Origin of the sequence: Novosphingobium cyanobacteriorum (assembly GCF_029436685.1) — a bacterium.
GTDB classification, from domain to species: Bacteria; Pseudomonadota; Alphaproteobacteria; order Sphingomonadales; family Sphingomonadaceae; genus Novosphingobium; species Novosphingobium cyanobacteriorum.
Window position 1 is genome coordinate 16705 of the sequence record NZ_JAROCY010000020.1, and the last position, 22514, is coordinate 39218.

The following is a 22514-nucleotide window of genomic DNA, read 5'->3' on the forward strand; positions in this document are numbered from 1 at the left end:
CTAACCCATCTTCGCAAGAATTCGGGCAATCGAGCGCACATTGCGCGCGGTGCCCCGGCAGCCGAGCCGCCGTTCGATAAAGGCGTTGGTCAGCCTGCTGCCCCCCACCCCGTCGACATAGTCGATATAGAGGCTGCGTTTTCCGATTGCGAGTTTTTCAGGCCCGCGCCCGGCATGGTCAGCCGCCAGCTTCTCGAACGCCGCCGGATCGGGCTCCCGCTCCAGGAACAGGGTGTGCACGAGATTGTCCGCGCCCAGCCCGGTGAACGGATTGCCCTCAACCGCCTCCGCCATCGCCGCGCGATCGCGCACGGCGGCAAAGGTGGCGATGTCGAAGCGATCCTGCAGGACGTGGGCAAACAGGTCTTCCAAACCGTCCAGGGGGCGCTCGTCATAGTCGAACAGCAGGTTGCCGCTGGCAACCACGGTTTCCAGCCCGGTAAGCCCTTCCCGCTCGAACGCCCAGCGCAGGTCCGCCATCGTCAGCCGATTGCCGCCAACGTTGATGGAACCGAACAGGGCGACGTAACGGGTCATCAGGTTCTCGCAATTAGCCGGACGACCGGCTGCGGCAGAACGAAGCAGCCAAGGCCAACGGCGGTCATTGCACCAAGGCAACCACAACCGACGCGGTCGATCAGCCCGTCGAGCAGAGCATTGCCGAGCCGCCCACTGAAAGTGGGGGGACGTTCACCGCTGGCCTTCGCCTTGGTGATTGGCTTGCGCCGCCGTCCCCTGCCCTTTGCCACGCCTTACAGCGTGCGTTCGCGCATCTCGACTTCGAACACTTCCAGCTGGTCGCCAGCCTTGATGTCGTTGGTGTCCTGCAGCAGCACGCCGCATTCCAGCCCCGCGCGGACTTCCGCCACGTCGTCCTTGAAGCGACGCAGCGACGCGATGGTCGTGCGGCTAACGATGACGTCGTTGCGCGTGAGACGGGCATGCAGCCCCTTGCGGATGACACCTTCGACCACAAGCAGACCGGCGGCCTTGTCCTTCTTGCCCGCGGGGAACACTTCCTTGACCTCGGCACGGCCGACAACGGTTTCGATCGCCTCCGGACCAAGCTCGCCCGCCATTTCCGAACGGATGTCGTCGGTGAGCTGATAGATCACGTCGAAGTACTTCATCCGCACCTTGTTGCGCTCGATCAGCTCGCGCGCCTTGGCGTTGGGACGGACATTGAAGCCCACGATCGGCGCACCGCTGGCCTGGGCCAGGTTCACGTCGCTTTCAGTGATCGCACCCACGCCCGAAGACAGGATGCGCACCTTGATCTCGTCGGTAGAGATCTTGTTCAGCGCGTTGACGATGGCCTCGGCAGAACCCTGCACGTCGGCACGGATAACCAGCGGATATTCGATGACGGCATTCTTCGCGGCGAGCGCGGAGAACATGTTCTCAAGGCTGGTGGGCGCCGTGGCGGTGCGCTTGGCAGTCGCCTGTTCATGACGATAGGAGGCGACCTCGCGGGCCCGCGCTTCGTTCTCCACAACCGTCAGAGTGTCACCGGCCATCGGCACGCCGCCGATGCCGAGCACCTCCACAGGCAGCGAAGGCGGCGCTTCCTTCAGCTGACGACCCTTGTCATCCAGCATGGCGCGCACGCGGCCCGACTGGGTGCCGACGACCAGGATGTCGCCCACCCTCAACGTGCCGCGGTTGACCAGCACGGTTGCCAACGGCCCCTTGCCCTTGTCCAGCTTCGCCTCGATCACGGTCGCTTCCGCCGCGCGATCGGGGTTTGCCTTCAATTCAAGCAGTTCGGCCTGCAGCAGGATCTTTTCGATCAGGTTGTCCAGGCCATCGCCGGTCCGCGCCGAAACTTCCACGTCCTGCACATCGCCCGACATCGCCTCGACGATGATCTCGTGCTCGAGCAGGCGCTCGCGGATCTTCTGCGGGTTGAACTCGGGCTTGTCCGACTTGGTGATCGCCACGATCATCGGCACGCCGGCCGCCTTGGTGTGGTTGATCGCCTCGATCGTCTGCGGCATCAGCCCGTCGTCACCCGCCACCACCAGGATGACGATGTCGGTGACGTTGGCGCCACGCATGCGCATTTCGGTGAAGGCTTCGTGGCCCGGCGTATCAAGGAAGGTGATGAAGTCACCCCCCTTGGTCTTGATCTGATACGCACCGATATGCTGCGTAATGCCGCCGGCTTCGCCGCGCACCACGTCGGTACCGCGCAGCGCGTCCAGCAGGCTGGTCTTGCCGTGGTCGACGTGACCCATGATCGTGACCACCGGTGGACGCGGCTTCAGCGTTTCCTCGGCATCGACGTCTGCCGCGGTATCGATATCGACGTCGCTTTCGCTCACGCGCTGGATGTTGTGGCCGAATTCGGTGACCAGCAGTTCGGCGGTGTCCTGGTCGATGGTCTGGTTGATGGTGACCATCATGCCCATCTTGAACAGCGCCTTGACCAGGTCCGCGGCCTTTTCAGCCATGCGGTTGGCCAGATCCTGCACGGTGATCGCCTCGGGCACGATCACGTCGCGCACCTGCTTTTCGCGCTGGTGCTGCTGCCCGGCGAAGTGGGCACGGCGTTCCTTTTCGCGCGCACGCTTCAGTGCGGCGAGCGAACGCGCGCGGGCGCCCTCGTCCTCGTTCAACGCGCGGGTGACGGTCAGCTTGCCACCACGGCGCTCATCACCGCCCTTGCGATCGCGCGGGGCCGGCTGCGGCTTCTTGGCAACCGGTTCGGGGCGCTTGATCGGCGCGACCGGGGTAAAACGGCGCGGCGCGGGCGCGGCAGGCGCTTCTTCCTTGGCTTCAGCAGGCGCTGCAACTTCGGCTGCGGGTGCCGGGGCGGGCTCAGCTTCGGCCTTCGGCGCTTCGGCCTTGGGCGCTTCGGCAACCGGAGCGGGCGCGGCCGGTGCAGGTGCAGCTTCGGGCTCGGCAACGGGCGCAGGTGCAGCGGCAGCAGCAGGCGTGTCCTCGGCCTTGCGGTTTTCCTCGGCGCGGCGGCGCTCTTCCTCGATCGCGCGCAGGCGTTCTTCCTGCTCGCGGCGGTTCGCGGCCTCCAGCGCGGCGAGGCGGGCTTCCTCGGCCTCACGCAGCAGGCGCGCCTGCAGTTCCTGGCGCGTCTCGCGTGAGGCGGCGGGCGGAGCCGGCGGCGGCGCGGGCGGAGTCGGGCGCGCGACCGGAGCCGCGGGCGCTGCGGGCGCAACGGGTTCGGCAACCGGCGCTGCGGTTTCGCCCGGACGGCCCATCAGCTTGCGCCGCTTGACCTCGACCACCACCTTGTTGGTGCGGCCGTGGCTGAAGGTCTGCTTGACCTCGCCAGCCTCGACCGAGGTCTTCAGGCCCAGTGGCCTGCGGCCCAGCGTCGGCTTCTTGTCATCGCTCATCGAACTCATTCGCCCTTCGTATCAAAATCGTCGTTGGCGGCCGGTCCTTGCGGTCCGGCAGCCTCATCGCTCTCGCGCCCGAGAAAATGCAGCAGGCGCGCCAAGACGCCCCCCACCCTTTCGGCCGCGGCGGCATCGGTCAGCGCCAGATGAACGACGTTGTCGCGGCCCAATGCCACAGACAGCGCCGCCCGGTCCAGCGGCAAGATTGCACCTTTCAGCCCGGTGCCTTCGGCCATCTCGCCCACGCGCCAGGCCTGGGCCAGCTTGTTCGGCCCGTCGCTGCCGGCATCGCTGGCGTGGGCGAGAAAAGTCACCGCACCGGCGCGCGCACCGGCAGCGATCTTTTCCGTACCCAGCAGCATGTTGCCGGCGCGCAGTTCGATGCCCAGGCGATCGGTCAGCGTGCGAACCAGCGCCTGTTCGATGCGCTGGCCAAGGTCTTCGGGAATGGAGAGCGGCGCACCCTTGAACGCGCGCGCCAAGGCCCCCTTAAGCTTGCCATTCGACAGTGCTTTTTCAAGGGCTTCGCGCGAAACGCCGATCCACGCGCCGCGCCCCGGCGCACGCGCCAGCACGTCGGGCAGCACCAGCCCGTCGGGCGAGATCGCCAGACGCACGAGCGAGTCACGCGATGCGTGCTCTCCGGAGAGGATGCACTTCCTCTCCGGCCCGTCAGCGGTGATGTCGGAGCTTACGCGCTCATTGTGAGGAATCCGCATCGGCGGCCTCCTCGTTGGGTTCGTCTTCGAACCAGTGCGCGCGGGCGGCCATGATGATCTCGTTGCCCTGTTCTTCGCTCAGGCCATATTCGCCCAGCACGCCACCCTTGTCCTGCTCGCGCTCGGTGCGCTCGCGGCGCTGCGGGCCATCGTTGTTGCGGCGGCGCTGTTCGGTGCCGCGCTTCTTGGCAATGAGTTCGTCGGTGGCGAGATCAGCCAGGTCGTCGAGCGTCTTGATGCCCGCCTTGCCCAGCGTGACGAGCATCGCTTCGGTCAGGTGCGGCAGCTCGGCCAGCGCATCTTCCACACCCAGGCCACGGCGCTCTTCACGCTGCGCTTCTTCGCGGCGTTCAAGCGCTTCGGCGGCGCGGCTCTGCAGTTCTTCGGCCAGCTCCTCGTCGAAGCCTTCGATCGCGGCGAGTTCGGCGATGTCGATGTAGGCCACTTCCTCCAGCTCGGTGAAGCCTTCGGCCACCAGCAGCTGCGACAGCGTCTCGTCGACGTCGAGCTCTTCCTCGAACATCTTGGAGCGCTCGGCGAACTCCTTCTGGCGCTTCTCGCTCGATTCCGCCTCGGTCATGATGTCGATGGCCGAACCGGTCAGCGACGAAGCCAGGCGCACGTTCTGCCCGCGGCGGCCAATGGCGAGCGAGAGCTGGTCATCGGGCACGACGACTTCGATGCGGCTCTCTTCCTCGTCGATCACCACGCGGCTGACGGTGGCGGGCTGCAGCGCGTTGACCACGAACGTCGCGGTGTCCTCGCTCCAGGGGATGATGTCGATCTTTTCGCCCTGCAGTTCCTGCACCACCGCCTGCACGCGGCTGCCCTTCATGCCGACACAGGCGCCGACCGGGTCGATGCTGGAATCGCGGCTGATCACCCCGATCTTGGCGCGGCTGCCCGGATCGCGGGCGGCGGCCTTGATCTCGATGATGCCGTCGTAGATTTCGGGCACTTCCTGCGCGAACAGGCGCTTCATGAAGTCCGGATGGGCGCGGCTCAGGAAGATCTGCGGACCGCGGTTCTGGCGCTCCACCTTCATGATCAGCGCGCGCACGCGCTCGCCCACGCGGGGCACTTCGCGCGGGATCTGCTGGTCGCGGCGGATCACGCCTTCGGCGCGGCCAAGGTTGACGATCACATGGCCGAACTCGACCGACTTGATCACGCCGGTGATCACTTCGCCGGCGCGGTCCTTGAATTCTTCGTACTGGCGATCGCGCTCGGCATCGCGGACCTTCTGGAAGATCACCTGCTTGGCGCTCTGCGCGTCGATGCGGCCCAGGTCCACCGGCGGCAGCGGATCGACGATGAAGTCACCCACCTTGGCGCCCGGCTGCAGCTTTTCCGCCGCCTTCAGGTCCACCTGCTTGAAGTAATCCTCGACCTCTTCCACTACCTCGACCACGCGCCACAGGCGCAGGTCACCGGTGCGCGGATCAAGCTTTGCGCGGATGTCGTTCTCGGCGCCATAGCGGTTGCGGGCCGACTTCTGGATCGCCTCTTCCATCGCCTCGATCACGATCGACTTGTCGATCATCTTCTCGGTGGCGACGGCGTTCGCAATCGCGAGCAGCTCGGCACGGTTGGCGGAAATCGCACTGGCCATGGCTTAGTCTTCCTGTTCCTCGACGATGTCATCCGCTCCGCTGGCATCCAGCGGCCGGGAGGCGGCAATCAGCTTGTCCGTAAGGATAAGCTTGGCATTGGCAACGAGGCTGAACGGCACGGCATATACCACACCATCGTCCTCGATAGAAATGATCTGCGCATCCGCGTCGAACCCGGTCAGGTCCCCGCGGAAGCGCTTGCGATTGTCGAGCAGCTCGGCCAGCTCGATCCGCGCCTCGTGCCCGATCCAGGCGGCAAAGTCCTTTGCCCGCGTCAACGGACGATCGATGCCGGGGCTGCTCACTTCAAGGCGATAGGCATCCTCGATCAGCACCTCACCCGCTTCTTCCAGCGCGTCGAACGCATCGGAAACGCGGTTGGACAGCGCAGCGCAGTCCGCGATCACCAGCTGGCCGGTTGCGGGCCGCTCGGCCATGATCTGGAGCGTATGCTCCTCGTCACCGATCTCGCCACCCTTGAAATAGCGTACGCGCACGAGATCGAAGCCGAGAGCCTTTGCCTCCACCTCCACAACCTCGGTAATACGCGCAATATCCGCCATTCGAACTCCGATACCTGCCCCGGTCCATGCAAACGCATCTTCATGCCGGTTCCTGCGGGAACCAGCCTGACTTTGCTTTCACAATGTCGGGATGAGTGGCCAGATAGGCGCGAAGTGCTCCGAAAGCAAGAACAAAAGGGGCTGCATGCCGATCCAGGGTTGGCATGCAGCCCCCAGTCGAAAACCGCCCTCTTGCTGAAAGAAGGAGACGGTCCGCGCACTGCACCCGCACGCTTTGGCCATCCGCCGCAAAGGGGAAAGCGGCCGGTCTTCAAGCCACCTTGCGGCGGCACGATTCCTTGTTGGCAAAATATCGGTGAATAGCGCCAATATTTGGCATTCATTTGCCGTTCACGCACTGATTTTCGCGAGGAAATGGCGGAAAACGGGGTTTGGCACGGCTTCTGCAGTGCATGGATCATCCTCCGGAGAGACCAATCTCCGAAGCAACCGATCCCAGGAAGGACCACGAAGATGACCACGTTCCGCCAGTTCAGCCAACCCCTCTTCGCCGGCGTCGCCGCTTTCGCCCTCTCGCTGGCGATGATCTCGGGCACGGTCTCGGTACCGCACCAGACCGCCTCTTCCGCCAACACCAGCATGGAGTACGCCGCATGAGCGACCTGCGTTTCGAAGACTCGACCGTCCGCCCCGTCGCCAGCCGCGGCTTCCGCCTCGGCCGCGATCGCAAGAAGGTGATGGGCGTGTGCGCGGGAATTTCCGATTACTTCGGCATCGATGTCACGCTGGTGCGCATCGCCTGGGTGGCGGGGATGCTGATCGGCTTTGGCTCGCTGATCCTGATCTACCTCGCCGTCGCGCTGATCGCCGACTGACCAGCCCCACATCCGGCCAGCCCCCGGAGAAGCCCCTGCCCCTCACGGCGGGGGCTTTTTTTCTGCTGGCTGTCACGCTGTGGTGGTTCGACAAGCTCACCACGAGCGGTTTTTTTGAAACTTCTACCTAGATCCGCTCATGCTGAGCTTGTCGAAGCATCGTGGTGAGCTTGTCGAACCCCAACAGCGCAGCATCTCGATTCAAACCGCATCCGTTTTGGCAAAGGGTGAGAAGTCGATGTCGGTGTCGAACACGTCAACGCCTTCCTTGCGCTTCAGGAAGCCGACCACGGCATAGGTTGCGGGCGTCAGGATCACTTCCCACGCCACCTTCATCGCCCAGTTGGTGATCATCACCGTCAGCACCGCCTGGTTGGTCCAGGTGCCGAGGAACGCGATGGGGTAGAACAGCGCGCTATCCACCGCCTGACCGAACACGGTCGAGCCGATCGTGCGGGTCCACAGGTGCCTGCCCCCGGTCAACACCTTCATCCGTGCCAGCACGAAAGAATTGACGAACTCGCCCGCCCAGAAGGCGATGATCGATGCGGCGACAATGCGCCAGGTGCTGCCGAATACCGATTCATAGGTGGTCTGGCAGATCGTGCCCGCCGATGTCTGCTTCACCAGATCCGCGAACAGCGGGTTGCCGCTGCTGGCGCAGCCCCAGCTGGCCGAAGGCGGCATGGCCACGACCACGAAGCTCATCACCGCCATGAACAACAGCGCAAAAAAGCCCATCCACACGCAGCGCCGCGCGTTTGCATAGCCATAGACCTCGGTCAGCACGTCCCCCAACACATAGCTGACTGGGAAAAACAGGATCCCTGCGCCAAAGGTGAAGCCGTCCACTTCCGCCAGCTTGGCCGCGCCGATCAGGTTCGACAGCAGCAGGATGCCCACGAAACTGGCCATCATGTAGTCGAAATAGCGGAAATGGCGGCGCGCACCGGCCGAACCGGCGATGCGATCGAGATGGTCTTGCTGCTGATCGTCCATGGCCGCTTGCTAACGGCATTTGCACGCGGCGCAAAGCCGCCTTATGGGCATGGCAGCGCGCGCCCGTAGCTCAGCTGGATAGAGCACGAGCCTTCTAAGCTTGGGGCCGCAGGTTCGAACCCTGCCGGGCGCGCCAATCCGCCACGGTGGCGTTGCGCCGACGCGGGCTTGATTATATCTACTAAATCAATAGACAATAAGCCGGATCCCAGTCCGCTCCCACTCAAGAGGATCGCCTAACGATGACCGAGACCCGCAAGCACCGCCCCGAAACCCTGGCCCTGCACGCCGGCTGGCGCGCCGATCCGACCACCGGGTCGGTCGCGGTGCCGATCCACCAGACCACGTCGTACCAGTTCCACAGCACCGAACACGCCGCGAACCTTTTCGCGTTGAAAGAGCTGGGCAACATCTACACGCGCCTGATGAACCCGACGACCGACGTGCTGGAACAGCGCGTTGCCGCGTTGGAAGGCGGCGTGGCGGCACTTGCGGTGGCTTCGGGCCAGGCGGCCTCGACCTATTCGGTGCTGAACCTCGCCCGCGCGGGCGACAACATCGTCAGTTCCACCGATCTCTACGGCGGCACCTGGAACCTCTTTGCCAACACGCTGCGCGATCTCGGCATCGAAGTGCGCTTCGTCGATCCGGCCGATCCCGAAGGCTTCCGCCGTGCAACAGATGACCGCACCCGCGCCTATTACGCAGAATCGCTGCCCAACCCGAAGCTGGCCCCCTTCCCCATTGCGGAAGTGGCCGCCATCGGCCGCGAATACGGCATCCCGCTGATCGTCGACAACACCGCCGCCCCCACCCTGATCCGCCCGCTGGACCATGGCGCGGCAATCGTGGTCTATTCCGCCACCAAGTATATCGGCGGGCATGGCACTTCCATCGGCGGCATCATCGTGGATGGCGGCAACTTCGACTGGGAAGCCAACCCGGCGCGCCAGCCCCTGCTCAACGAGCCTGATCGCAGCTATCACGGCGCCGTCTGGGCGCGGGACATCAAGCCGCTGGGCCCCATCGCCTACATCATCCGCGCCCGGGTGATCCTGCTGCGCGATACCGGCGCGGCGCTGAGCCCGTTCAACGCGTTCCAACTGATCCAAGGGCTTGAAACCATGCCGCTGCGCGTGGAACGCCACAGCCAGAATGCTGAAGCGGTGGCGCATTGGCTGGCCAAGCACCCCAAGGTGACCAAGGTAATCCACCCCGCACTGGCGCAGGGCCGCGAAAAGGCCTTGGCCGACAAGTACCTGCCCGGTGGCAAGGGCGGCCTGCTTGGCTTCGAGCTTGCCGGCGGCGCGGACGCGGGCAAGCGCTTCATCGATGCGCTGCAGCTGTTCTACCACGTGGCCAACATCGGCGATGCGCGCAGCCTGGCGATCCACCCGGCATCGACCACCCATTCGCAGCTTTCGGCCGAAGAGCAACTGGCGACCGGCGTCAGCCCCGGCTACGTGCGCCTGTCGATCGGCATAGAACACATCGAGGATATCCTCGCCGATCTCGAGAGCGCTCTGGCTGCGGCCTGATTTCCGAATCGAAACGGGCGGCCATTGCTGGCCGCCCGCAAAACCTTGGAACGATGCAGATGCTTCAATCGCGCGGCGAAGGCAGGCGATCGGCCTTCTCTTCAGCCGTCGCGGTATTCGGCTTGGCCGAAGCATAGGCTGAAGGCGCGGCGTTCAACGGCTTCACCCGCGCCGCCATCGCCGCCAGTGCATCCAGCGCGTTGCGCGCCACCGGGCGCGCGGCGATGTTGTTCTCGGGGAGGTATGAAGCGTTGCCGCGCACTTCGGACGGCGCGGAAGCAGCCGTCGGGAGCGAAGCTTCGGCAACCTTGGCGGGCGCGGAGACCGGCCTGGCGACCGGCAATGCCGGCTTCAGCAGAACGGCATTGACCGCCGGTTCTGCCGTGGCCGTCCGCACAGTGGGTGCGCTTGCCTTGCTTGCCGCGATCACGGGCTTCGGCGCGGCAACCGGCTTGGCCACCACCGGTTGCGCAGCGACGGGCTTTACCGCCTCCGCCCGCGCAACCTTCACGGGCGTGACGGCAGGCTTGGCAAACGTGACCACGGGTGCCGGCGCCGCAGGCTTCGGCCTGGCTTCCAAGCTGGCCACTTTGGCCGGAACGCGCATCACCGGTGTCACAACGCGCTTGGCAAGGCGTGCAGGCGCTGGCGAGACACTTGCCGGCGTTGCTGCCTTGGCGATTGCAGGCTTGACGATTGCGGGCTTGATCGTCTCGGTCTTCGTCACCTTCTCAGGAGTGGCCTTCGCGATCCTGACCACAGCAGGCTTGGCGACCACGACGGGTGGCGCAGTGCGCACAGCCGCAGGCGCTTGCGGGACCTTGGCGGAAACAGCGAGCTTCGCTGTCTGCACGCGCTTCACCGTCGGCAGCACAGCTTTCGACGCGGGAGCCGCCTTCGGCTCGACCATTGCGACCTTGGACTGGCGGGCCTGTTCGGCCGCCCGGACCGGCGCAGCCTTCTCCACCAAGGCCACAGCCACGGGCTTGGTGGCTTCAGGAGCGACCTTTGCGGCAGGCACGGGCTGGGCCTGGGCCAACTGGGGCGCTGCGGGCGCGGCAATCGCTGGCTGGGCCGGTGGCGGCACCAGATCGGCGACCGCGGCAGGTGGCTCGGCATAGGCCCAGGCGGAAGCTGGCTGCCGCACGATACGGCCTTGGTCGATCTGCTCTGCTGCCGGTTCGGCCGACGGCGGGATAGTGACAGGTCGGTCAGGCTTCGACGCAACCATGGCCAAAGCCGCCACAGGGTCTGTCTGAGCGGGTGCGGCAATGGTCGTGGTCTGGACGGAAGCAATTGCCGGCGCGGCTTCAATCGGAGCAGCCGGTTGGGAGACAGCCTCGGTTACACGCGCAAACTGTGCCGCAAACGCGGGCACGGCGCCATCGGGCACGGCACGAGCCGCGTGCGCATCCGCACCGATGATGGCCGCGTGCGTACCTTCCGCCCCCGGATCAAGCACCGACAGTGCGGCGGCGGCGGCATGGGCTTCGGCGCTCGGCTTGCCCTTGCCGAAGGCAGGCACGGGCAGCGCGAACTGCCGCAGTCGCGGCTGACCTTCGCTGTCGTCGTCGTCCAGCGTGTCGCGCGCGGTCAGCTGGTCGGCTGCTCCGGTGCGCAACAGCAACCCTGCCCCGACCAGTACCGAGGCAAAACGCAGCGCGTGAAGCGCCAACCGGCGAACCCGGCGGGTGCCATGGAACGGGCCATCCATCGTGGCGATAGCCGTGGCCGACTCATCCATTGCGCATGCCCCCAATGATCAACCGTTAACGTATAGGGCCAAACCGTTAACCCGCGCAATTGACGAGAGCATGTCAACTCGGTTCGAATCGGATTGTATCTGCAGGTAAATCAGCCCCCATGCGCCTTGCTGCGCACGAACGCGCGGAGGGCCGCAATGTCCATGGCGGGGTCAAGCTGATGCTGAACTGCGGCGCCCAATTCGAAGCAGCCCAATACGGTGGCCGCCACCTCCACGTTCTCGACCGGGCGGATCGTGCCGTCCACCACGCCTTCGCGGATGCAATCGATCAGCTTCTGCCGCACTTCCTCATGCCGTTTCAGGAAAAGATCGCGCTGGGGCAACAGGTTGGCGAGTGCGGCCGACAGCAGCACGTAATACGCCGATCCAATGCGATCACTCTCGATGCCGGACAGGAATACGTCCAAGTAATCGACCAGCTTGGCACGCCCGCTGCGCGCGGATTCCAACCGTGTGCGCCACGCCTTCTCCAGCCGCGCGCTGAGCCACGCGATGACGGCCTCCATCAGCCCGTCCTTCGATCCGAAGCGCTGCGTCACCAGCCCCTTGCTATAGCCTGCTCGCTCGCTGATGCGGTCAAAAGTTGCGGCATTGTAGCCCTGCTCCACCAGGATTTCCGCCGCCGCGATCAGCAGGCCGCGCTCGGACCGGGCGCGGCGTTCCGCCTGCGTTCGGCGCAGCGGCTTCAGCGATTGGGCCAGGTCATCCATCTGCGCAACCAGAGTGCCATTCAATCCTCTTCCCGCGGCAGCACACGCCAATTCATCTCCAAATGCAACGGATTTTGCGCCGAGCCGCCCCTTTCACTTGACGTTCGCGTAAACCCGCGCCACCCGCGCCTGCGCCACTGGGAGTTCATCACGTGCCTCACACCACCCTTCATGCCGATGCGCCGTTCAAAGGCCATCTTCAGCACATTGCCGAAGGGGAATGGGCCGATTGGTACACCTGGGGCAGCATCGATCCGTTTGAAGCCCTTGCGGGCCCGTTCTATTTGCGCAGGGACAGCGAGAAGGGCGGGATCCAGTGCGGCTTCAGACCTGCCGAGCAGAACCGCAACGGCCACGGCATGATCCACGGCGGCAGCCTGATGACCTTCGCGGATTTCTGCCTCTTTGCCATTGCCAGTTCGGCTGGCGAGGAAATCCATGGTGTCACCGTTACGATGAACAGCGAGTTCGTCGGCCCAGCGCAGGCGGGCCAGCTCCTGCTGGGGCATGGGGAAGTCGTGCGGAGCGGTGGCAGCCTTGTTTTCGTTCGCGGCACCATCACCGCCGATGGCAACCCCGTCCTGGCTTTTTCGGGTACGATCAAGCGCATTCGCCCGCGCGCCTGATCTTAAGCGCGGGCTTCGGAAGCTCAGCCTGTCCGCGATCCGGTCATGGGAAAGCTGCCGAACATCCCGGCCTTTACCGTGCCGGAAATGCTGTCACCTTCCACGGTCGCGGTGCATTCCAGCGTGATCGGCATCGGGCTGGTCATCATGCTGGTCCAGCTCAGGGTGTTGCCGCTTACCGCTCCATCGGTGATGTCCATCGATCCCATCGCGCCGGCATTGCTGCCGGTAAAGCGGTCGCCTTCCGCCACCACGGTCAGAGTTGAGGCCTGATCGCCCATCGGCGTTTTCGTCACGCATGTGTACTGGCCGGCTACCGACATCGCTCTTCTCCCAAACCTTGGCTGGGCATCCTTCCGGCTGCCGTCATCGCCGTCAATGGGTGTTGCGCCGGTTGACGGCGGGCTGGCAGCGGGAGAGAAAGGGCGCGTGAACCCGGAAGCCTCCCCATCCATCGTGCACGACGGCTTCCTGCTGCTCGGCTTCGCCCTCGCCTTCGTGCTCGTTTTCCGCAGGCTCGGCCTCGGCGCAACCTTGGGCTATCTGCTTGCCGGCGCCGTGGTCGGACCTCAAGCGCTGCATCTGGTGGGTGAGGCCGAACAGAAGATGGGCATCGGCGAACTGGGCATCACCCTGCTGCTGTTCCTGGTGGGGCTTGAGCTGGAGCCGAAACGGCTCTGGGCCATGCGCAAGGACATACTGGGCCTCGGCCTGGCGCAGGTGGTCCTGTGCGGCATCGCTGTCGCGGGTGCCATCCTGCTGACCACCGGTTTTTCGCCGGCCGCAGCCTTGGCCCTCGGCATGCCGCTGGCGCTGTCGTCCACGGCGCAGGTCCTGCCGATGCTGCAATCGTCGGGACGGATGAAGACGCGCTTTGGCGAGCGCGCCTTTTCCATCCTGCTGTTCCAGGACCTTTCGATCATCCCGATGATCACCATCGTCGCCGCGATGAGCCGCAATCCTGCGGATGCCAGCGGACCTCCCGGCTGGTTGCTGGCGGTTGAAACCTTTGCCGCAATCGCCGCGTTGGTCTTTGCCGGGCGCTTTGTCATCCGGCCGCTGTTCCGCCTGATCGGCAACCTGGGCGAACGTGAAATGTTCGTGGTGGCGGCGCTGTTCACCGTGCTGGCAGCCGCCGGGCTAATGGAATGGCTCGGCCTGTCGACTGCTCTGGGCGCCTTCATCGCCGGGGTGATGCTGGCGGATTCACCCTATCGGCATGAACTTGAAGCTGATGTCGAACCGTTCCGCTCGATCCTGCTCGGCCTGTTCTTCCTCACCGTGGGAATGATGCTGGATCTGGGCGCAATCGCCCGTGATCCGCTGTTCGTTGTCGGCATGGCGGCCATGCTGATCGTGGTGAAGACCGGGGTCATCTTCCTCGTTGCGCGGCTGTTCGGCATGGGCTGGCGTCCCGCGCTGGCGCTTGGCCTGCTGCTCAGCCAGGGCGGCGAATTCGGTTTCGTGCTGTTCGCGCAGGCGCAGCACGCCTTCCTGATCGCGCCCGAAGCCGCCAGCCTGTTTGGTGCGGTGGTCACCCTGTCCATGGCGACCACGCCGTTCCTGATGATGGCCACCCGTCGCTTCCGCGAGGCTCCCGCCACCGCAGCCCAAAGTCGGGAAGAGCCCGGCGGCGGTGATTGCGCCAACGCGCTGATCGTCGGCTACGGCCGTTTCGGGCAGGCCGTCGGTCAGGTCCTGCTCGCCGGCGGCATCCAGGTTACGCTGATCGATACCGATGTGGAAATGATCGATGTCGCCGCCAACTTCGGCGCGAAGGTCTACTTCGGAGACGGCACCCGGCTGGACATGCTGCGCCAGGCAGGCGGCGCGGAAGCGGAAATGATCCTGTTCTGCATCGATGGTGATCAGATCGAACCGCCATTGCTGGAAGCGGTTCACGAAGCCTTTCCGCAGGCGGCGATCTATGTCCGCGCGTTTGACCGCAGGGCCCTGCTCAGGCTGGAATCCGGCCCGGCCGCACTGGTGGTGCGCGAAACGATGGAATCCGCCATCGCCATGGCTCGCGCCGCGCTCGACGGCGCCGGCCTTGGCCAGGAAGCGATCAACCGCGCCGAAGACGTGTTCCGCAAGCGCGACCGCGAACGGCTCGATGCACAGATCGAAAGCGGTGACATCCGCACTGCGCGCGATCGCATCATCACCGAGGCAATGGCACCACCGGCATAGCGTCCTGCGGTCGGCCGGGCCGGGCCGCCTTCCCCATTGCCACAGATCAAGCATCTGAATTACTGATGCATTTCAGCTGCTAGCCAGGATGGATTCGACCCTCTGTTGCCAGCGGAGAAGCTGTGCCAAAGGAAGCCTCCCCGGGGCAGGATTCTCCGAATCTGCAGCGCGGCGGGACGTTCCTGATCCGCTTATCCATGCACTTGCATCGAAAATACATGCACCTGCATCGTCCGATCGATGCAGGTGCATCGGCTTTCATGCAGCTGCATCGATTTTGCATGCACCTGCATCGATCAGCCCTTGCGGTTTGGTTAACGCCCTCCCCTGCGCTCTGCCGGAATTGATGCAGGTGCATGGCTCGCGGTATCGCTTCGCGCCATGAACAAGCCCGCTGCCATAACCGTCCTTGCTTGGGATCGCCTGATGAACGCAGGCACCGCCGCGCTGCGCGCCGCCCGCGCCGAACTGAAGCGCGCCGGCATGCCACCGCTGGAATGGTACGATCTGCTGCTGGAAATCGAACGCCGCGGCCCCAGCCGCCCGCGTGATCTGCAGCGCTGGCTGGACATGGCGCAGTATACCCTTTCCCGTACGCTGGATCGCATGGAAAAGCGCGGATTGGTGCGGATTTCCGCCTGCCCTGGCGATGGCCGCGGTCAGGTGGTTGAACTGACCGAGCTTGGCGTTGCAGAGCGCGCGCGGATGTGGCCCGCCTATGCCAACGCCATCCACGGCGTGATCGAACAGCGACTCGATGATGGGGAACGTGTCGCCCTTGCCGGACTGCTCGCCCGTGTGGCTTGAACTCCTTCTGGCGCTTGCCCGGGCCTTATGGCCCCGGCGTGACATCCAGCGTGATCACGTCGCTATAGGTTCCGGCAAGCTTTCCGGTCGGCAGCCCTTCGGGCAGCGTCAGCATGAAGTTGATGTCACGCCCCTGCACGCCCGCGCGCTGGGTGGAAACGGTGCTGCCGCCGGGCACGATCCTGCGGTCCCAGAAGAACATGTTGAACGGGATCGTGGCGTAGGACGGCCACGGCTGTGGCGTGCCTTCGCGCACCATCCTGCCGCCGTTCTGGGTATTGGCCGAAACGTTCAGCGTGCTCGTGCTGCGCACGTTGATCATGATCGTCTGGCGTGTGGTGGTAAAGTTGCCAAAGTCGATCACCGAAGGCCGCGCGGTGACGATGGTCGCCATGCGCGGGATCGGCACGGTCAACGTCAGGTTTGCGGGAACCAGCAGATCCTGCGCGGTCACCGTGCCTTGCTGGTTAAGGCACTGGATCGAATACAGGAATGGCTGATTGAAAGTGCGCCCGCCGATGTAGTCCGCCACCGGGCCACTATTGCCGAAAAGGCGCACGCGGGCATTGATCGAGATCGACGTGGTGGGCGCGCCACTGATCGGGCGAACTGCGGCATTCGCTGCGCTGATCACGGTGTTGCGCGAAAAGGCGATCAGCGCCCCACTGGCGTTGTCGGCAATTTCATAGCGCATCGCCGGGGCAAGCGAGACCACGATCGGCGGTGCCGGCGTATCGATATCATGCAGGATCACCCGCACCCCGCGGGTCGAAGCGCTCACCCGCTGCACCGTCAGCGTCAGCGGCAGGTCCTGCGCCTGTCCGTCCAGCGGGCTCCACGAAGAGAAGAGCAGGGTGCCCGGCGAAGCGGTTACCGTGCCGCAGGCCGCAGCCGATGCCTGGGCCGGAGCGAACAGGACCGCGCCTGCTCCGGCCATAAGCGCCATGATCAGCTTCCTCGTCATTTGCTCTGCTCCCTGCTGGGCACGGGCCGCAGCGTGCCGACGCGGGCAATCCCGTCGGGGCTTTCGGCCAGGGTCATTTCGTATGTCGTCATGGGATCGGTCAGCGCTTCCACGCGCCAGCGCCCGGCGCGCAGGCCCTGCGCCCCAAAGCGGCCCGTGCGCGAAGTAAACAGCAGCACCGGCTCACGCCTGGGGTTGTCGAGGTCATAGGCCTTGGCCGAGACGAGCTTTACCGGCTCACCCTTGGCATCCAGCAGCGTGCCGACCGCCATGAGGTGATAGTCGGATCCGACCTCAACCTTGTATCCGCTGCGATAGCGGGCGCGCATCGTCACGTTGCCCGCGCCAAGATCATACCCCGCAGGCGCGTCCGGCACCTGATACACCAGCGTGCGGAAGGTGTGGGCTGATATCAGCCCGTCGAGCGCCGGGCCCAGCGCGCCGGACCGAGCAATCTCGCCATCACCCTGCGGATCGACGAAGATCTGCGCGCCCTTCAGCGACTTGTGGGGCTTCATGATCACGAAGGCTTCGCCCACCGGTCGCCCGATCGCCACAGCCCCGCCGGCAAAGGCGAGCGAGAAGCCGGCACGCAGCGTGGTGCGCGCGTCGGTCACCCCGCCACCACGATCGAAAGCCACGCTCTGCTGCGCGCCCAGTGCGAAGCGGTTCGTATCCAGCGCCCCGCTGGCGGTGAGGCTGGCGTCTTCTGGCCGCCGGTTGAAATTGGCCTGCGCATTCCATGCGCCAATGCCGCTGCCGCCGGAAGAGGAGACGTTCGCGCTGATTTCCCCGCGCGAGCTGATGTCGGACTGCGCCAGCCCGCGCTGGCCAAAGCGGACGCGCAGGCCGGTGCGAACCCAGCTTTCCCGCTGCGATCCGCGCTTCCAGCCCGCCTCGGCCAACAGGGTGAAGCGGTCTGACAGCGGCAGGCCGCCGCTCGCCTGCACGCCCCAGTTGCGCCCGGTCACCCCATCGCGATCAAACCGGCCATCCAGCGCGATGAAGCGATCGCGCGAAAACGATCGGATCATCCCCACGCTGGCATGCAGTTCGCTGCGCTGCGGCCCGAATGCCACCTGCGGCAGTTCGAACCGATTGCTGCGCACTTCCACCGCACCACGCAGCGCCGTGTTGTTCTCGCCCCCGCCGGTCAGCAGCCGTTCGTAGGTCAGCGCCGCGGCCACGCCCTGCCCGCCGCCCCGCCGCGTGCTGGCCGAAAGATCGAAGCCGATCAGGCCAAGCGGCCCGCCCCACAGCACCTGCACCCCGCCCTGCTGGACCTGCGCCGTCGCCTGGAAATTGGCGCCCAGCGTCAGCGTGTCGGACACGCCCCGCCGCACGAAGCCGGAGCCGACCCAGCGCCGGTCATAGCTGAAGCCTGTCCGCGTGGGGGAGGAGAACACGCCGCCGACCAGCGAAAACTCGGTCAATCCGCGCGCCAGCAGCGCCTGGTTGGCATAGGCGGAAAACTCGATCACCCGGACCGCACCGGTCGCGTCCTCGATGCGCAGCCGCACCTGGTTCGATCCCTCGGCCAGCGGAAAATCGCGCAGGGTATAGTTGCCCGGGCCGATGCTGCGCCGTTCGACGCTGCGGCCGTTGACGAAGGTTTCCACCGTGCTGGCGCCGGCAATGCTGAACTGCTGCGATCCGCTGGCGCGTACCTCGCGCTGCGGATCAAGCTCGGCATAGCGGCGCGAGATGCCAAGGCCGAGCACCGACGGACTGGCCTGGAACCGCTGCGCCTGCACAAAGGTATCGCCCAGCGTCAGCCGCACCTTGCGGGTCAGGTCTTCATAGACCAGCCGTGATCCGCTGCGCCTAAACGCCGGATCACCCGAACGCGCGGAGACATAGCCCTGGTTCTCCAGAACCAGCCCCTTCAGGTTGAAGCCGGATTCCAGCTCCGCCGTCGGCGCCATGACACCGGGCTGCACGCCATGCTCGACCACGTCCGTCGCCGCGCGCACCGTCAGAAATCCGCTGAACGCCGCAGGCCGGATCGATTCCCCCTGCACACCGCCCATGTTGCGCAGCCCCAGCGTCTGCCCTTCGCGCTTCTCCAGGCCGATCGCCAAAGCCAGAGACAGCTTTTCCGGATCATAGCTGAGCGTCACGCCCTCGGATGCGAGCAGCGCCGCCGAAAGCGGCTTTCCCGCCTGAACCTTGGCCGAAACCGCCCGAAAGGCGTCGGCTTTCAGCAGGGGCTGCAGCAGCTGCAGCATGCGGTCCGCCTGCACCGAAAGTTCATCCCGGGGCGAAACGGTCAGCTCCACCTCGCCCAGAAAGGTCTCCCCATCGGTAACGGGCACGATGAAATGCAGGTCCCGCTTGGTCGGGTTGATCCTGATTGCAGGGGCGGATGGCACCGCCGTTGCTGCGCTGCCGTCTGCCGATGCAGCATCGTCGGCAACCTCGTCACCAAGATTGCCGCCCGCGAAAACCATGTCGCCATCGCCCGCACGTGCAAAGGCGACTGGCGGGATCGCAGCTCCTACACAGCCGTGGTCTGGTCGGAACTGTCGGGGAAACGCCAGCAGCGACCCTTTCCGCGCAACGGCGGGGGGAGAACGCCAGTCATCGAGCGACTGGCATGCAGGCGCGGCGTCATTCGCCACGCTCTTCGACCAGCGTCGCCGTCAGCGTCCCGTCCTTCGTCGGCAGCTCGATCGGCAGGGTAAAGCTGCGCTGCTGGCCGGTGGCGACCAGGCCGAACCCGACGAGCTGGGCAAATTCATTGCCGCTGACAGTGCGGTTGAACACTTCCGTGCCCTTGGCGTCCTTTTCCACCAGGTGCAGCGCGTGCTGGCTGAGGTAGTCATAGGTCGTGCCGGTGTTGGACACGGTGACGACCGGCGCGGGCTTATCCTTGTTCTGGCCGATGCTGGCGGCGGAAACGGCCAGCTGGCCCTTGCCATTGGCAAGGCCGACGCTGACGAGAACCTTGAAATTATACAGGATCTGCAGTGCCGATTGCCCATCGGGCAGCTTCACCGGCAGCTCGTTGATCGAAACGTAATAATGCTTGCTCTCGGCAGGCGCCGGATCGCCCACCCACTGGACGCGGAACGCCTGGGTCTGGCCCGGCGGGATCAACGCGTTGGGCGGCATCACCAGCAGGTCTTCGGTCTCTTCGGTATTTTCGGCAAAGCCGTCGGCCGAAGCCGTGAGCACCTTGGTCACCGCCTCCACCGGCAGCGGCTTGGCCCCATCGTTCACGACCTGGATATTGGCCACGACCTTGCGCCCCGTGCTCTGCAGTTCGAGCGAAAGCGGGCTGACCGATGTGGCCAGCGCCGGACCGGTGAAACTGGCACAGGCAGCGGTTGCGAAGGCGATACGCGAAAGAAGGCGGTTCATCCCGGTTCCATCAGTTTGCTGAGTTCGACAGCGTGATTGTCGAACTGTAGAGCGTATTGTTGGCGAAGTTGGAACTCGCCGGGATGTTGCTGATACTTACCGTCACAGTGGCAGACGTGGATGCGCTGCTGCTCGAACCCGCCGTGGTATTGCCAGCGGTGTACGTGATCGCGCTGCCCCAGCCACTCACCGTGATCGTATAGCTCTGGCTCGTCTGGCCAGATGCGGTGAGCAGGCCGGAAATGACGCGCACGGTCCCGCCTGTCGGCGCATTGCAACGGGCGGTGGCTGTCGTGCTTGTTCCGTTTGCCCCCGCAACGGTTGTGGTCGTGTTGCTGCCGGTTCTGCGATGGGTGACTGTTATGGAGGTCGGCGCAATCGAGCATGCCTTGGTGACTTTGGCACTGACCGTTGTGCTGTTGGCCGCCTGCGCGCGTGCAGCTGTCGCCGGAAGGGCGGCCGCTGCAACGGCAAGCGGCAGGACCTTGCACAGGCGCCGCCGCATGGTGTCGGTTCTGTCTGCCAAGGTCCTGCTCCCTGTTCGCTCGATCAGGCGCCCGGAGTGAGCGTCACGGTCAGCGAGCCGGTGTAATCCCCAGCATAGGGACGCGCACCGCTCAGGCCGTTGATGCTGCTGGCGGTAACAACCAGGTTGCCGGCAACCGCGCCGATGGTGGTGGTGCCTTCGTTCAGGGTAGCGCCAGAACCGATCTTGGCGGTGGTGGTGAAGGTCAGCGTCTTGGTGAAGCCACCAGCGTCAGCGGTATAGGCCGAGTTGGTGATGGTGTTGCCGGTCGACAGCGTCAGCGTGGCAGCTGCGCCGTTGCAGTACACGGCGGTACCGGTCGAAGAAGCGCTCTGGCCCGAAGCAACGGTGCCGTCGCTGTTCAGGGTCAGCGTGCTGAACGAGATGGTGCCGTTCGAACCGGCGTTGCAGCTCTGCGGCACCGAGGCCGTGACGTCGTAGGTTGCCGACGGCGCTGCAGCGAGAGCCGGAGTAGAGATAACCGCGCCGAGCGAGGCGGCGGCGAGAAGCAGCTTCTTCATGTCCTGTCCTTTCATTGACGAACGATCCCGGTAAAGTGAAATCCGGCCCGGAAACCGGTCAGCAGGCCGCCGCGGGCGGTACACTGGCTGTTGCGGAGGACGGAGGCGGCACTCAAGGCTGCGCTCCGAGCGTTACGACGAGGCGATCGACATACCTGCCGCTGGTCATCAGCGGGGTGGCCGACGCGCCCCAGGTTATTGTCATTGCCATGTTCCGGTTCCACGCAGGGCTCGCACCGGTGGAAAGGCCGGCTCCAGCAGGCGAAAGCGCACAGCTGGACTGGCCACTGCGCAGCGAGGCTGAACTGCAGGTGGCGCTTACGCTCGATCCGCTGTCCAGCGGCAGCTGCACCGCAAGGTTATAGGGCAACACCGGCGTGGTGCCCTGCTGCGCGGGGGAAAGGTTCTGCAACTGCCCTCTCGTCGATTGCACACGAACGACAAAGGGTGTGTTGCAGTGGACAGTCGCCTGCGCGGAACCCGCACCGGGCGTTCCGATGTTGAGCGTGGGGAAGTTGCCGGAGTTGAATATGCGGCAAGCCGGAACCACCGTGCCGCGCGCCGGAATGGCGATCGTGTCGGCCAGGGCCGCTGAAGGCACGGATAAGGCGCCTGCCATTGGACAGATGAACAGAAGAACGGCGCGCAAGCCGGTTAACCGCCCCTCTGCCCCCATGTCCAATCCCCTAAGTCTATACCCTTAGGGGTTCATAACCATGATCAAGGCTGCCAAACAAACAAAATTCCGCAATCTGGCAGAAAACTTGGAAATTTTCTAAATTTCGAGAGGCCTCACCCTCCCCCAAAGTTAGTATCAAAATAAAACTATCTGAGGATTTGCAAACCGATATGGATAACAGCTGTGGTTAATCCGCCGACATGAAAATCTTATGATTCGTCACGTTATGCTGATCTCCCTGCTTATCCGCTGCGGCTGTCCATGATCGTTTCCATCGCCACGAAGGTGGATGTGCTGGCCACATGGGGCAGGCTCGAAATCTTCTCTCCCAGCACTTCGCGATAGCGACGGATGTTCGCCGTCCGCACCTTGAGCAGATAGTCGAAGGAACTTGCGATCATGTGGCATTCCTCCACCTCGGGGATGCGGCGGACGGCGGCATTGAATTCCTCCAGTGCGCGCTCTCGCGTGTCCGAAAGCTTCACTTCGGCAAAGGCAACGTGATCGAGCCCCAGTTTGCCAGCGTCGATCACTGCCCGGAAACCGCGGATGTAACCTTGGGTCATCAACCGCTTGAGCCGGGCCTGCGTGGGCGTTTTGGAAAGGCCGATACGGTCCGCCAGTTCAGTCACCGCAATCCGGCCATCCACCGCCAGGATATCCAGCATGGCCATGTCAAACCGGTCAAGTTGCCCAACTTCATCCATCTCACGCTCCATAATGCCTGTGAATCAGG

22 protein-coding genes and 1 tRNA gene are annotated in these 22514 nt (G+C 64.7%); 7 read left to right on the top strand and 16 right to left on the bottom strand.

The window, feature by feature from the left end; all coding sequences use genetic code 11:
• From POM99_RS17635 to rimP, 5 genes are all read right to left on the bottom strand, one after another.
• Positions 1 to 537, bottom strand: coding sequence for a DUF1697 domain-containing protein (locus POM99_RS17635; protein WP_277279816.1), 537 nt, complete (start codon positions 535 to 537; stop codon positions 1 to 3).
• A 215-nt stretch (positions 538 to 752) separates the two neighbouring features.
• Positions 753 to 3356, bottom strand: a complete 2604-nt coding sequence (infB, locus tag POM99_RS17640) for a translation initiation factor IF-2 (protein ID WP_277279817.1) — start codon at positions 3354 to 3356, stop codon at positions 753 to 755.
• A gap of 5 nt (positions 3357 to 3361) precedes the next feature.
• The gene (locus tag POM99_RS17645) at positions 3362 to 4078 is read right to left on the bottom strand and encodes a DUF448 domain-containing protein (protein ID WP_277279818.1); all 717 of its coding nucleotides are present in this window, start codon (positions 4076 to 4078) and stop codon (positions 3362 to 3364) included.
• Entirely contained in the window at positions 4059 to 5690 is a 1632-nt protein-coding gene (gene nusA / locus POM99_RS17650) for a transcription termination factor NusA (RefSeq protein ID WP_277279819.1), read from the bottom strand. The genes POM99_RS17645 and nusA overlap by 20 nt, the downstream gene beginning before the upstream one ends.
• Positions 5691 to 5693: 3 nt before the next feature.
• Complete coding sequence (gene rimP / locus POM99_RS17655; protein ID WP_277279821.1) at positions 5694 to 6254, bottom strand: ribosome maturation protein RimP; 561 nt, start codon at positions 6252 to 6254, stop codon at positions 5694 to 5696.
• 474 nt (positions 6255 to 6728) lie between these two features.
• Between rimP and POM99_RS17660 the strand changes: the two genes are divergently transcribed.
• Both POM99_RS17660 and POM99_RS17665 read left to right on the top strand, forming a co-directional pair.
• Positions 6729 to 6872, top strand: a complete 144-nt coding sequence (locus POM99_RS17660) for a hypothetical protein (protein ID WP_277279822.1) — start codon at positions 6729 to 6731, stop codon at positions 6870 to 6872.
• Entirely contained in the window at positions 6869 to 7090 is a 222-nt protein-coding gene (locus tag POM99_RS17665) for a PspC domain-containing protein (protein ID WP_277279824.1), read from the top strand. The genes POM99_RS17660 and POM99_RS17665 overlap by 4 nt, the downstream gene beginning before the upstream one ends.
• 201 nt (positions 7091 to 7291) lie before the next feature.
• Here POM99_RS17665 and POM99_RS17670 read toward each other — a convergent pair whose 3' ends face one another.
• Positions 7292 to 8089, bottom strand: coding sequence for a queuosine precursor transporter (locus POM99_RS17670; protein WP_277279825.1), 798 nt, complete (start codon positions 8087 to 8089; stop codon positions 7292 to 7294).
• Between the two features lie 59 nt (positions 8090 to 8148).
• Between POM99_RS17670 and POM99_RS17675 the strand changes: the two genes are divergently transcribed.
• Together POM99_RS17675 and POM99_RS17680 are read left to right on the top strand one after the other, a co-directional pair.
• A tRNA-Arg gene (locus POM99_RS17675) sits at positions 8149 to 8225 on the top strand.
• A gap of 106 nt (positions 8226 to 8331) precedes the next feature.
• Positions 8332 to 9627: an O-acetylhomoserine aminocarboxypropyltransferase/cysteine synthase family protein gene (locus POM99_RS17680; protein ID WP_277279828.1), complete on the top strand. Its 1296-nt coding sequence runs from the start codon at positions 8332 to 8334 to the stop codon at positions 9625 to 9627.
• A gap of 64 nt (positions 9628 to 9691) precedes the next feature.
• Here the strand turns inward: POM99_RS17680 and POM99_RS17685 are convergent, their stop codons facing one another.
• Positions 9692 to 11371 carry a hypothetical protein gene (locus tag POM99_RS17685; protein ID WP_277279829.1) on the bottom strand — a complete coding sequence of 560 codons (1680 nt, stop codon included), beginning with the start codon at positions 11369 to 11371 and terminating at the stop codon, positions 9692 to 9694.
• 110 nt (positions 11372 to 11481) lie between these two features.
• Positions 11482 to 12102 carry a TetR/AcrR family transcriptional regulator gene (locus POM99_RS17690; RefSeq protein ID WP_277279831.1) on the bottom strand — a complete coding sequence of 207 codons (621 nt, stop codon included), beginning with the start codon at positions 12100 to 12102 and terminating at the stop codon, positions 11482 to 11484.
• Between the two features lie 152 nt (positions 12103 to 12254).
• On the opposite strand from POM99_RS17690, the gene POM99_RS22420 reads away from it, so the two are divergent.
• The gene (locus POM99_RS22420; protein ID WP_277279833.1) at positions 12255 to 12728 is read left to right on the top strand and encodes a PaaI family thioesterase; all 474 of its coding nucleotides are present in this window, start codon (positions 12255 to 12257) and stop codon (positions 12726 to 12728) included.
• A 23-nt stretch (positions 12729 to 12751) separates the two neighbouring features.
• On the opposite strand, the gene POM99_RS17700 is transcribed toward POM99_RS22420, so the two are convergent.
• Positions 12752 to 13051: a hypothetical protein gene (locus tag POM99_RS17700; RefSeq protein ID WP_277279835.1), complete on the bottom strand. Its 300-nt coding sequence runs from the start codon at positions 13049 to 13051 to the stop codon at positions 12752 to 12754.
• 55 nt (positions 13052 to 13106) lie between these two features.
• On the opposite strand from POM99_RS17700, the gene POM99_RS17705 reads away from it, so the two are divergent.
• Together POM99_RS17705 and POM99_RS17710 are read left to right on the top strand one after the other, a co-directional pair.
• A complete protein-coding gene (locus POM99_RS17705) occupies positions 13107 to 14918 on the top strand; it encodes a cation:proton antiporter domain-containing protein (protein ID WP_277279837.1) in 1812 nt (603 codons plus the stop codon).
• Positions 14919 to 15299: 381 nt separating this feature from the next.
• Positions 15300 to 15725, top strand: coding sequence for a MarR family winged helix-turn-helix transcriptional regulator (locus POM99_RS17710; RefSeq protein WP_277279838.1), 426 nt, complete (start codon positions 15300 to 15302; stop codon positions 15723 to 15725).
• Positions 15726 to 15750: 25 nt separating this feature from the next.
• Here POM99_RS17710 and POM99_RS17715 read toward each other — a convergent pair whose 3' ends face one another.
• From POM99_RS17715 to POM99_RS17745, 7 genes are all read right to left on the bottom strand, one after another.
• The gene (locus POM99_RS17715; RefSeq protein WP_277279839.1) at positions 15751 to 16689 is read right to left on the bottom strand and encodes a hypothetical protein; all 939 of its coding nucleotides are present in this window, start codon (positions 16687 to 16689) and stop codon (positions 15751 to 15753) included.
• Positions 16686 to 19139 carry a fimbria/pilus outer membrane usher protein gene (locus tag POM99_RS17720; protein ID WP_277279840.1) on the bottom strand — a complete coding sequence of 818 codons (2454 nt, stop codon included), beginning with the start codon at positions 19137 to 19139 and terminating at the stop codon, positions 16686 to 16688. The genes POM99_RS17715 and POM99_RS17720 overlap by 4 nt, the downstream gene beginning before the upstream one ends.
• A 160-nt stretch (positions 19140 to 19299) precedes the next feature.
• Complete coding sequence (locus tag POM99_RS17725; RefSeq protein ID WP_277279841.1) at positions 19300 to 20052, bottom strand: fimbrial biogenesis chaperone; 753 nt, start codon at positions 20050 to 20052, stop codon at positions 19300 to 19302.
• 10 nt (positions 20053 to 20062) lie between these two features.
• On the bottom strand, positions 20063 to 20578 hold the full coding sequence (locus POM99_RS17730) for a hypothetical protein (protein WP_277279843.1): 516 nt from the start codon (positions 20576 to 20578) through the stop codon (positions 20063 to 20065).
• Positions 20579 to 20601: 23 nt separating this feature from the next.
• A complete protein-coding gene (locus POM99_RS17735; protein ID WP_277279845.1) occupies positions 20602 to 21099 on the bottom strand; it encodes a hypothetical protein in 498 nt (165 codons plus the stop codon).
• A 112-nt stretch (positions 21100 to 21211) separates the two neighbouring features.
• Positions 21212 to 21700, bottom strand: a complete 489-nt coding sequence (locus POM99_RS17740; RefSeq protein ID WP_277279847.1) for a hypothetical protein — start codon at positions 21698 to 21700, stop codon at positions 21212 to 21214.
• 320 nt (positions 21701 to 22020) lie between these two features.
• On the bottom strand, positions 22021 to 22485 hold the full coding sequence (locus POM99_RS17745; protein WP_277279848.1) for an Lrp/AsnC family transcriptional regulator: 465 nt from the start codon (positions 22483 to 22485) through the stop codon (positions 22021 to 22023).
• Between the last annotated feature and the right edge of the window lie 29 nt (positions 22486 to 22514).

Coding starts and splice junctions, on each gene's coding strand:
- POM99_RS17735 (WP_277279845.1), bottom strand. CDS start 21,099: ATGAAGAAGCTGCTTCTCGCCGCCGCCTCGCTCGGCGCGGTTATCTCT.
- POM99_RS17685 (WP_277279829.1), bottom strand. CDS start 11,371: ATGGATGAGTCGGCCACGGCTATCGCCACGATGGATGGCCCGTTCCAT.
- POM99_RS17725 (WP_277279841.1), bottom strand. CDS start 20,052: ATGAACCGCCTTCTTTCGCGTATCGCCTTCGCAACCGCTGCCTGTGCC.
- POM99_RS17690 (WP_277279831.1), bottom strand. CDS start 12,102: ATGGATGACCTGGCCCAATCGCTGAAGCCGCTGCGCCGAACGCAGGCG.
- POM99_RS17665 (WP_277279824.1), top strand. CDS start 6,869: ATGAGCGACCTGCGTTTCGAAGACTCGACCGTCCGCCCCGTCGCCAGC.
- POM99_RS17720 (WP_277279840.1), bottom strand. CDS start 19,139: ATGGTTTTCGCGGGCGGCAATCTTGGTGACGAGGTTGCCGACGATGCT.
- POM99_RS17635 (WP_277279816.1), bottom strand. CDS start 537: ATGACCCGTTACGTCGCCCTGTTCGGTTCCATCAACGTTGGCGGCAAT.
- POM99_RS17710 (WP_277279838.1), top strand. CDS start 15,300: ATGAACAAGCCCGCTGCCATAACCGTCCTTGCTTGGGATCGCCTGATG.
- POM99_RS17715 (WP_277279839.1), bottom strand. CDS start 16,689: ATGACGAGGAAGCTGATCATGGCGCTTATGGCCGGAGCAGGCGCGGTC.
- POM99_RS17660 (WP_277279822.1), top strand. CDS start 6,729: ATGACCACGTTCCGCCAGTTCAGCCAACCCCTCTTCGCCGGCGTCGCC.
- POM99_RS17645 (WP_277279818.1), bottom strand. CDS start 4,078: ATGCGGATTCCTCACAATGAGCGCGTAAGCTCCGACATCACCGCTGAC.
- POM99_RS17705 (WP_277279837.1), top strand. CDS start 13,107: ATGGGTGTTGCGCCGGTTGACGGCGGGCTGGCAGCGGGAGAGAAAGGG.
- nusA (WP_277279819.1), bottom strand. CDS start 5,690: ATGGCCAGTGCGATTTCCGCCAACCGTGCCGAGCTGCTCGCGATTGCG.
- infB (WP_277279817.1), bottom strand. CDS start 3,356: ATGAGCGATGACAAGAAGCCGACGCTGGGCCGCAGGCCACTGGGCCTG.
- POM99_RS17680 (WP_277279828.1), top strand. CDS start 8,332: ATGACCGAGACCCGCAAGCACCGCCCCGAAACCCTGGCCCTGCACGCC.
- POM99_RS17700 (WP_277279835.1), bottom strand. CDS start 13,051: ATGTCGGTAGCCGGCCAGTACACATGCGTGACGAAAACGCCGATGGGC.
- rimP (WP_277279821.1), bottom strand. CDS start 6,254: ATGGCGGATATTGCGCGTATTACCGAGGTTGTGGAGGTGGAGGCAAAG.
- POM99_RS17670 (WP_277279825.1), bottom strand. CDS start 8,089: ATGGACGATCAGCAGCAAGACCATCTCGATCGCATCGCCGGTTCGGCC.
- POM99_RS17745 (WP_277279848.1), bottom strand. CDS start 22,485: ATGGATGAAGTTGGGCAACTTGACCGGTTTGACATGGCCATGCTGGAT.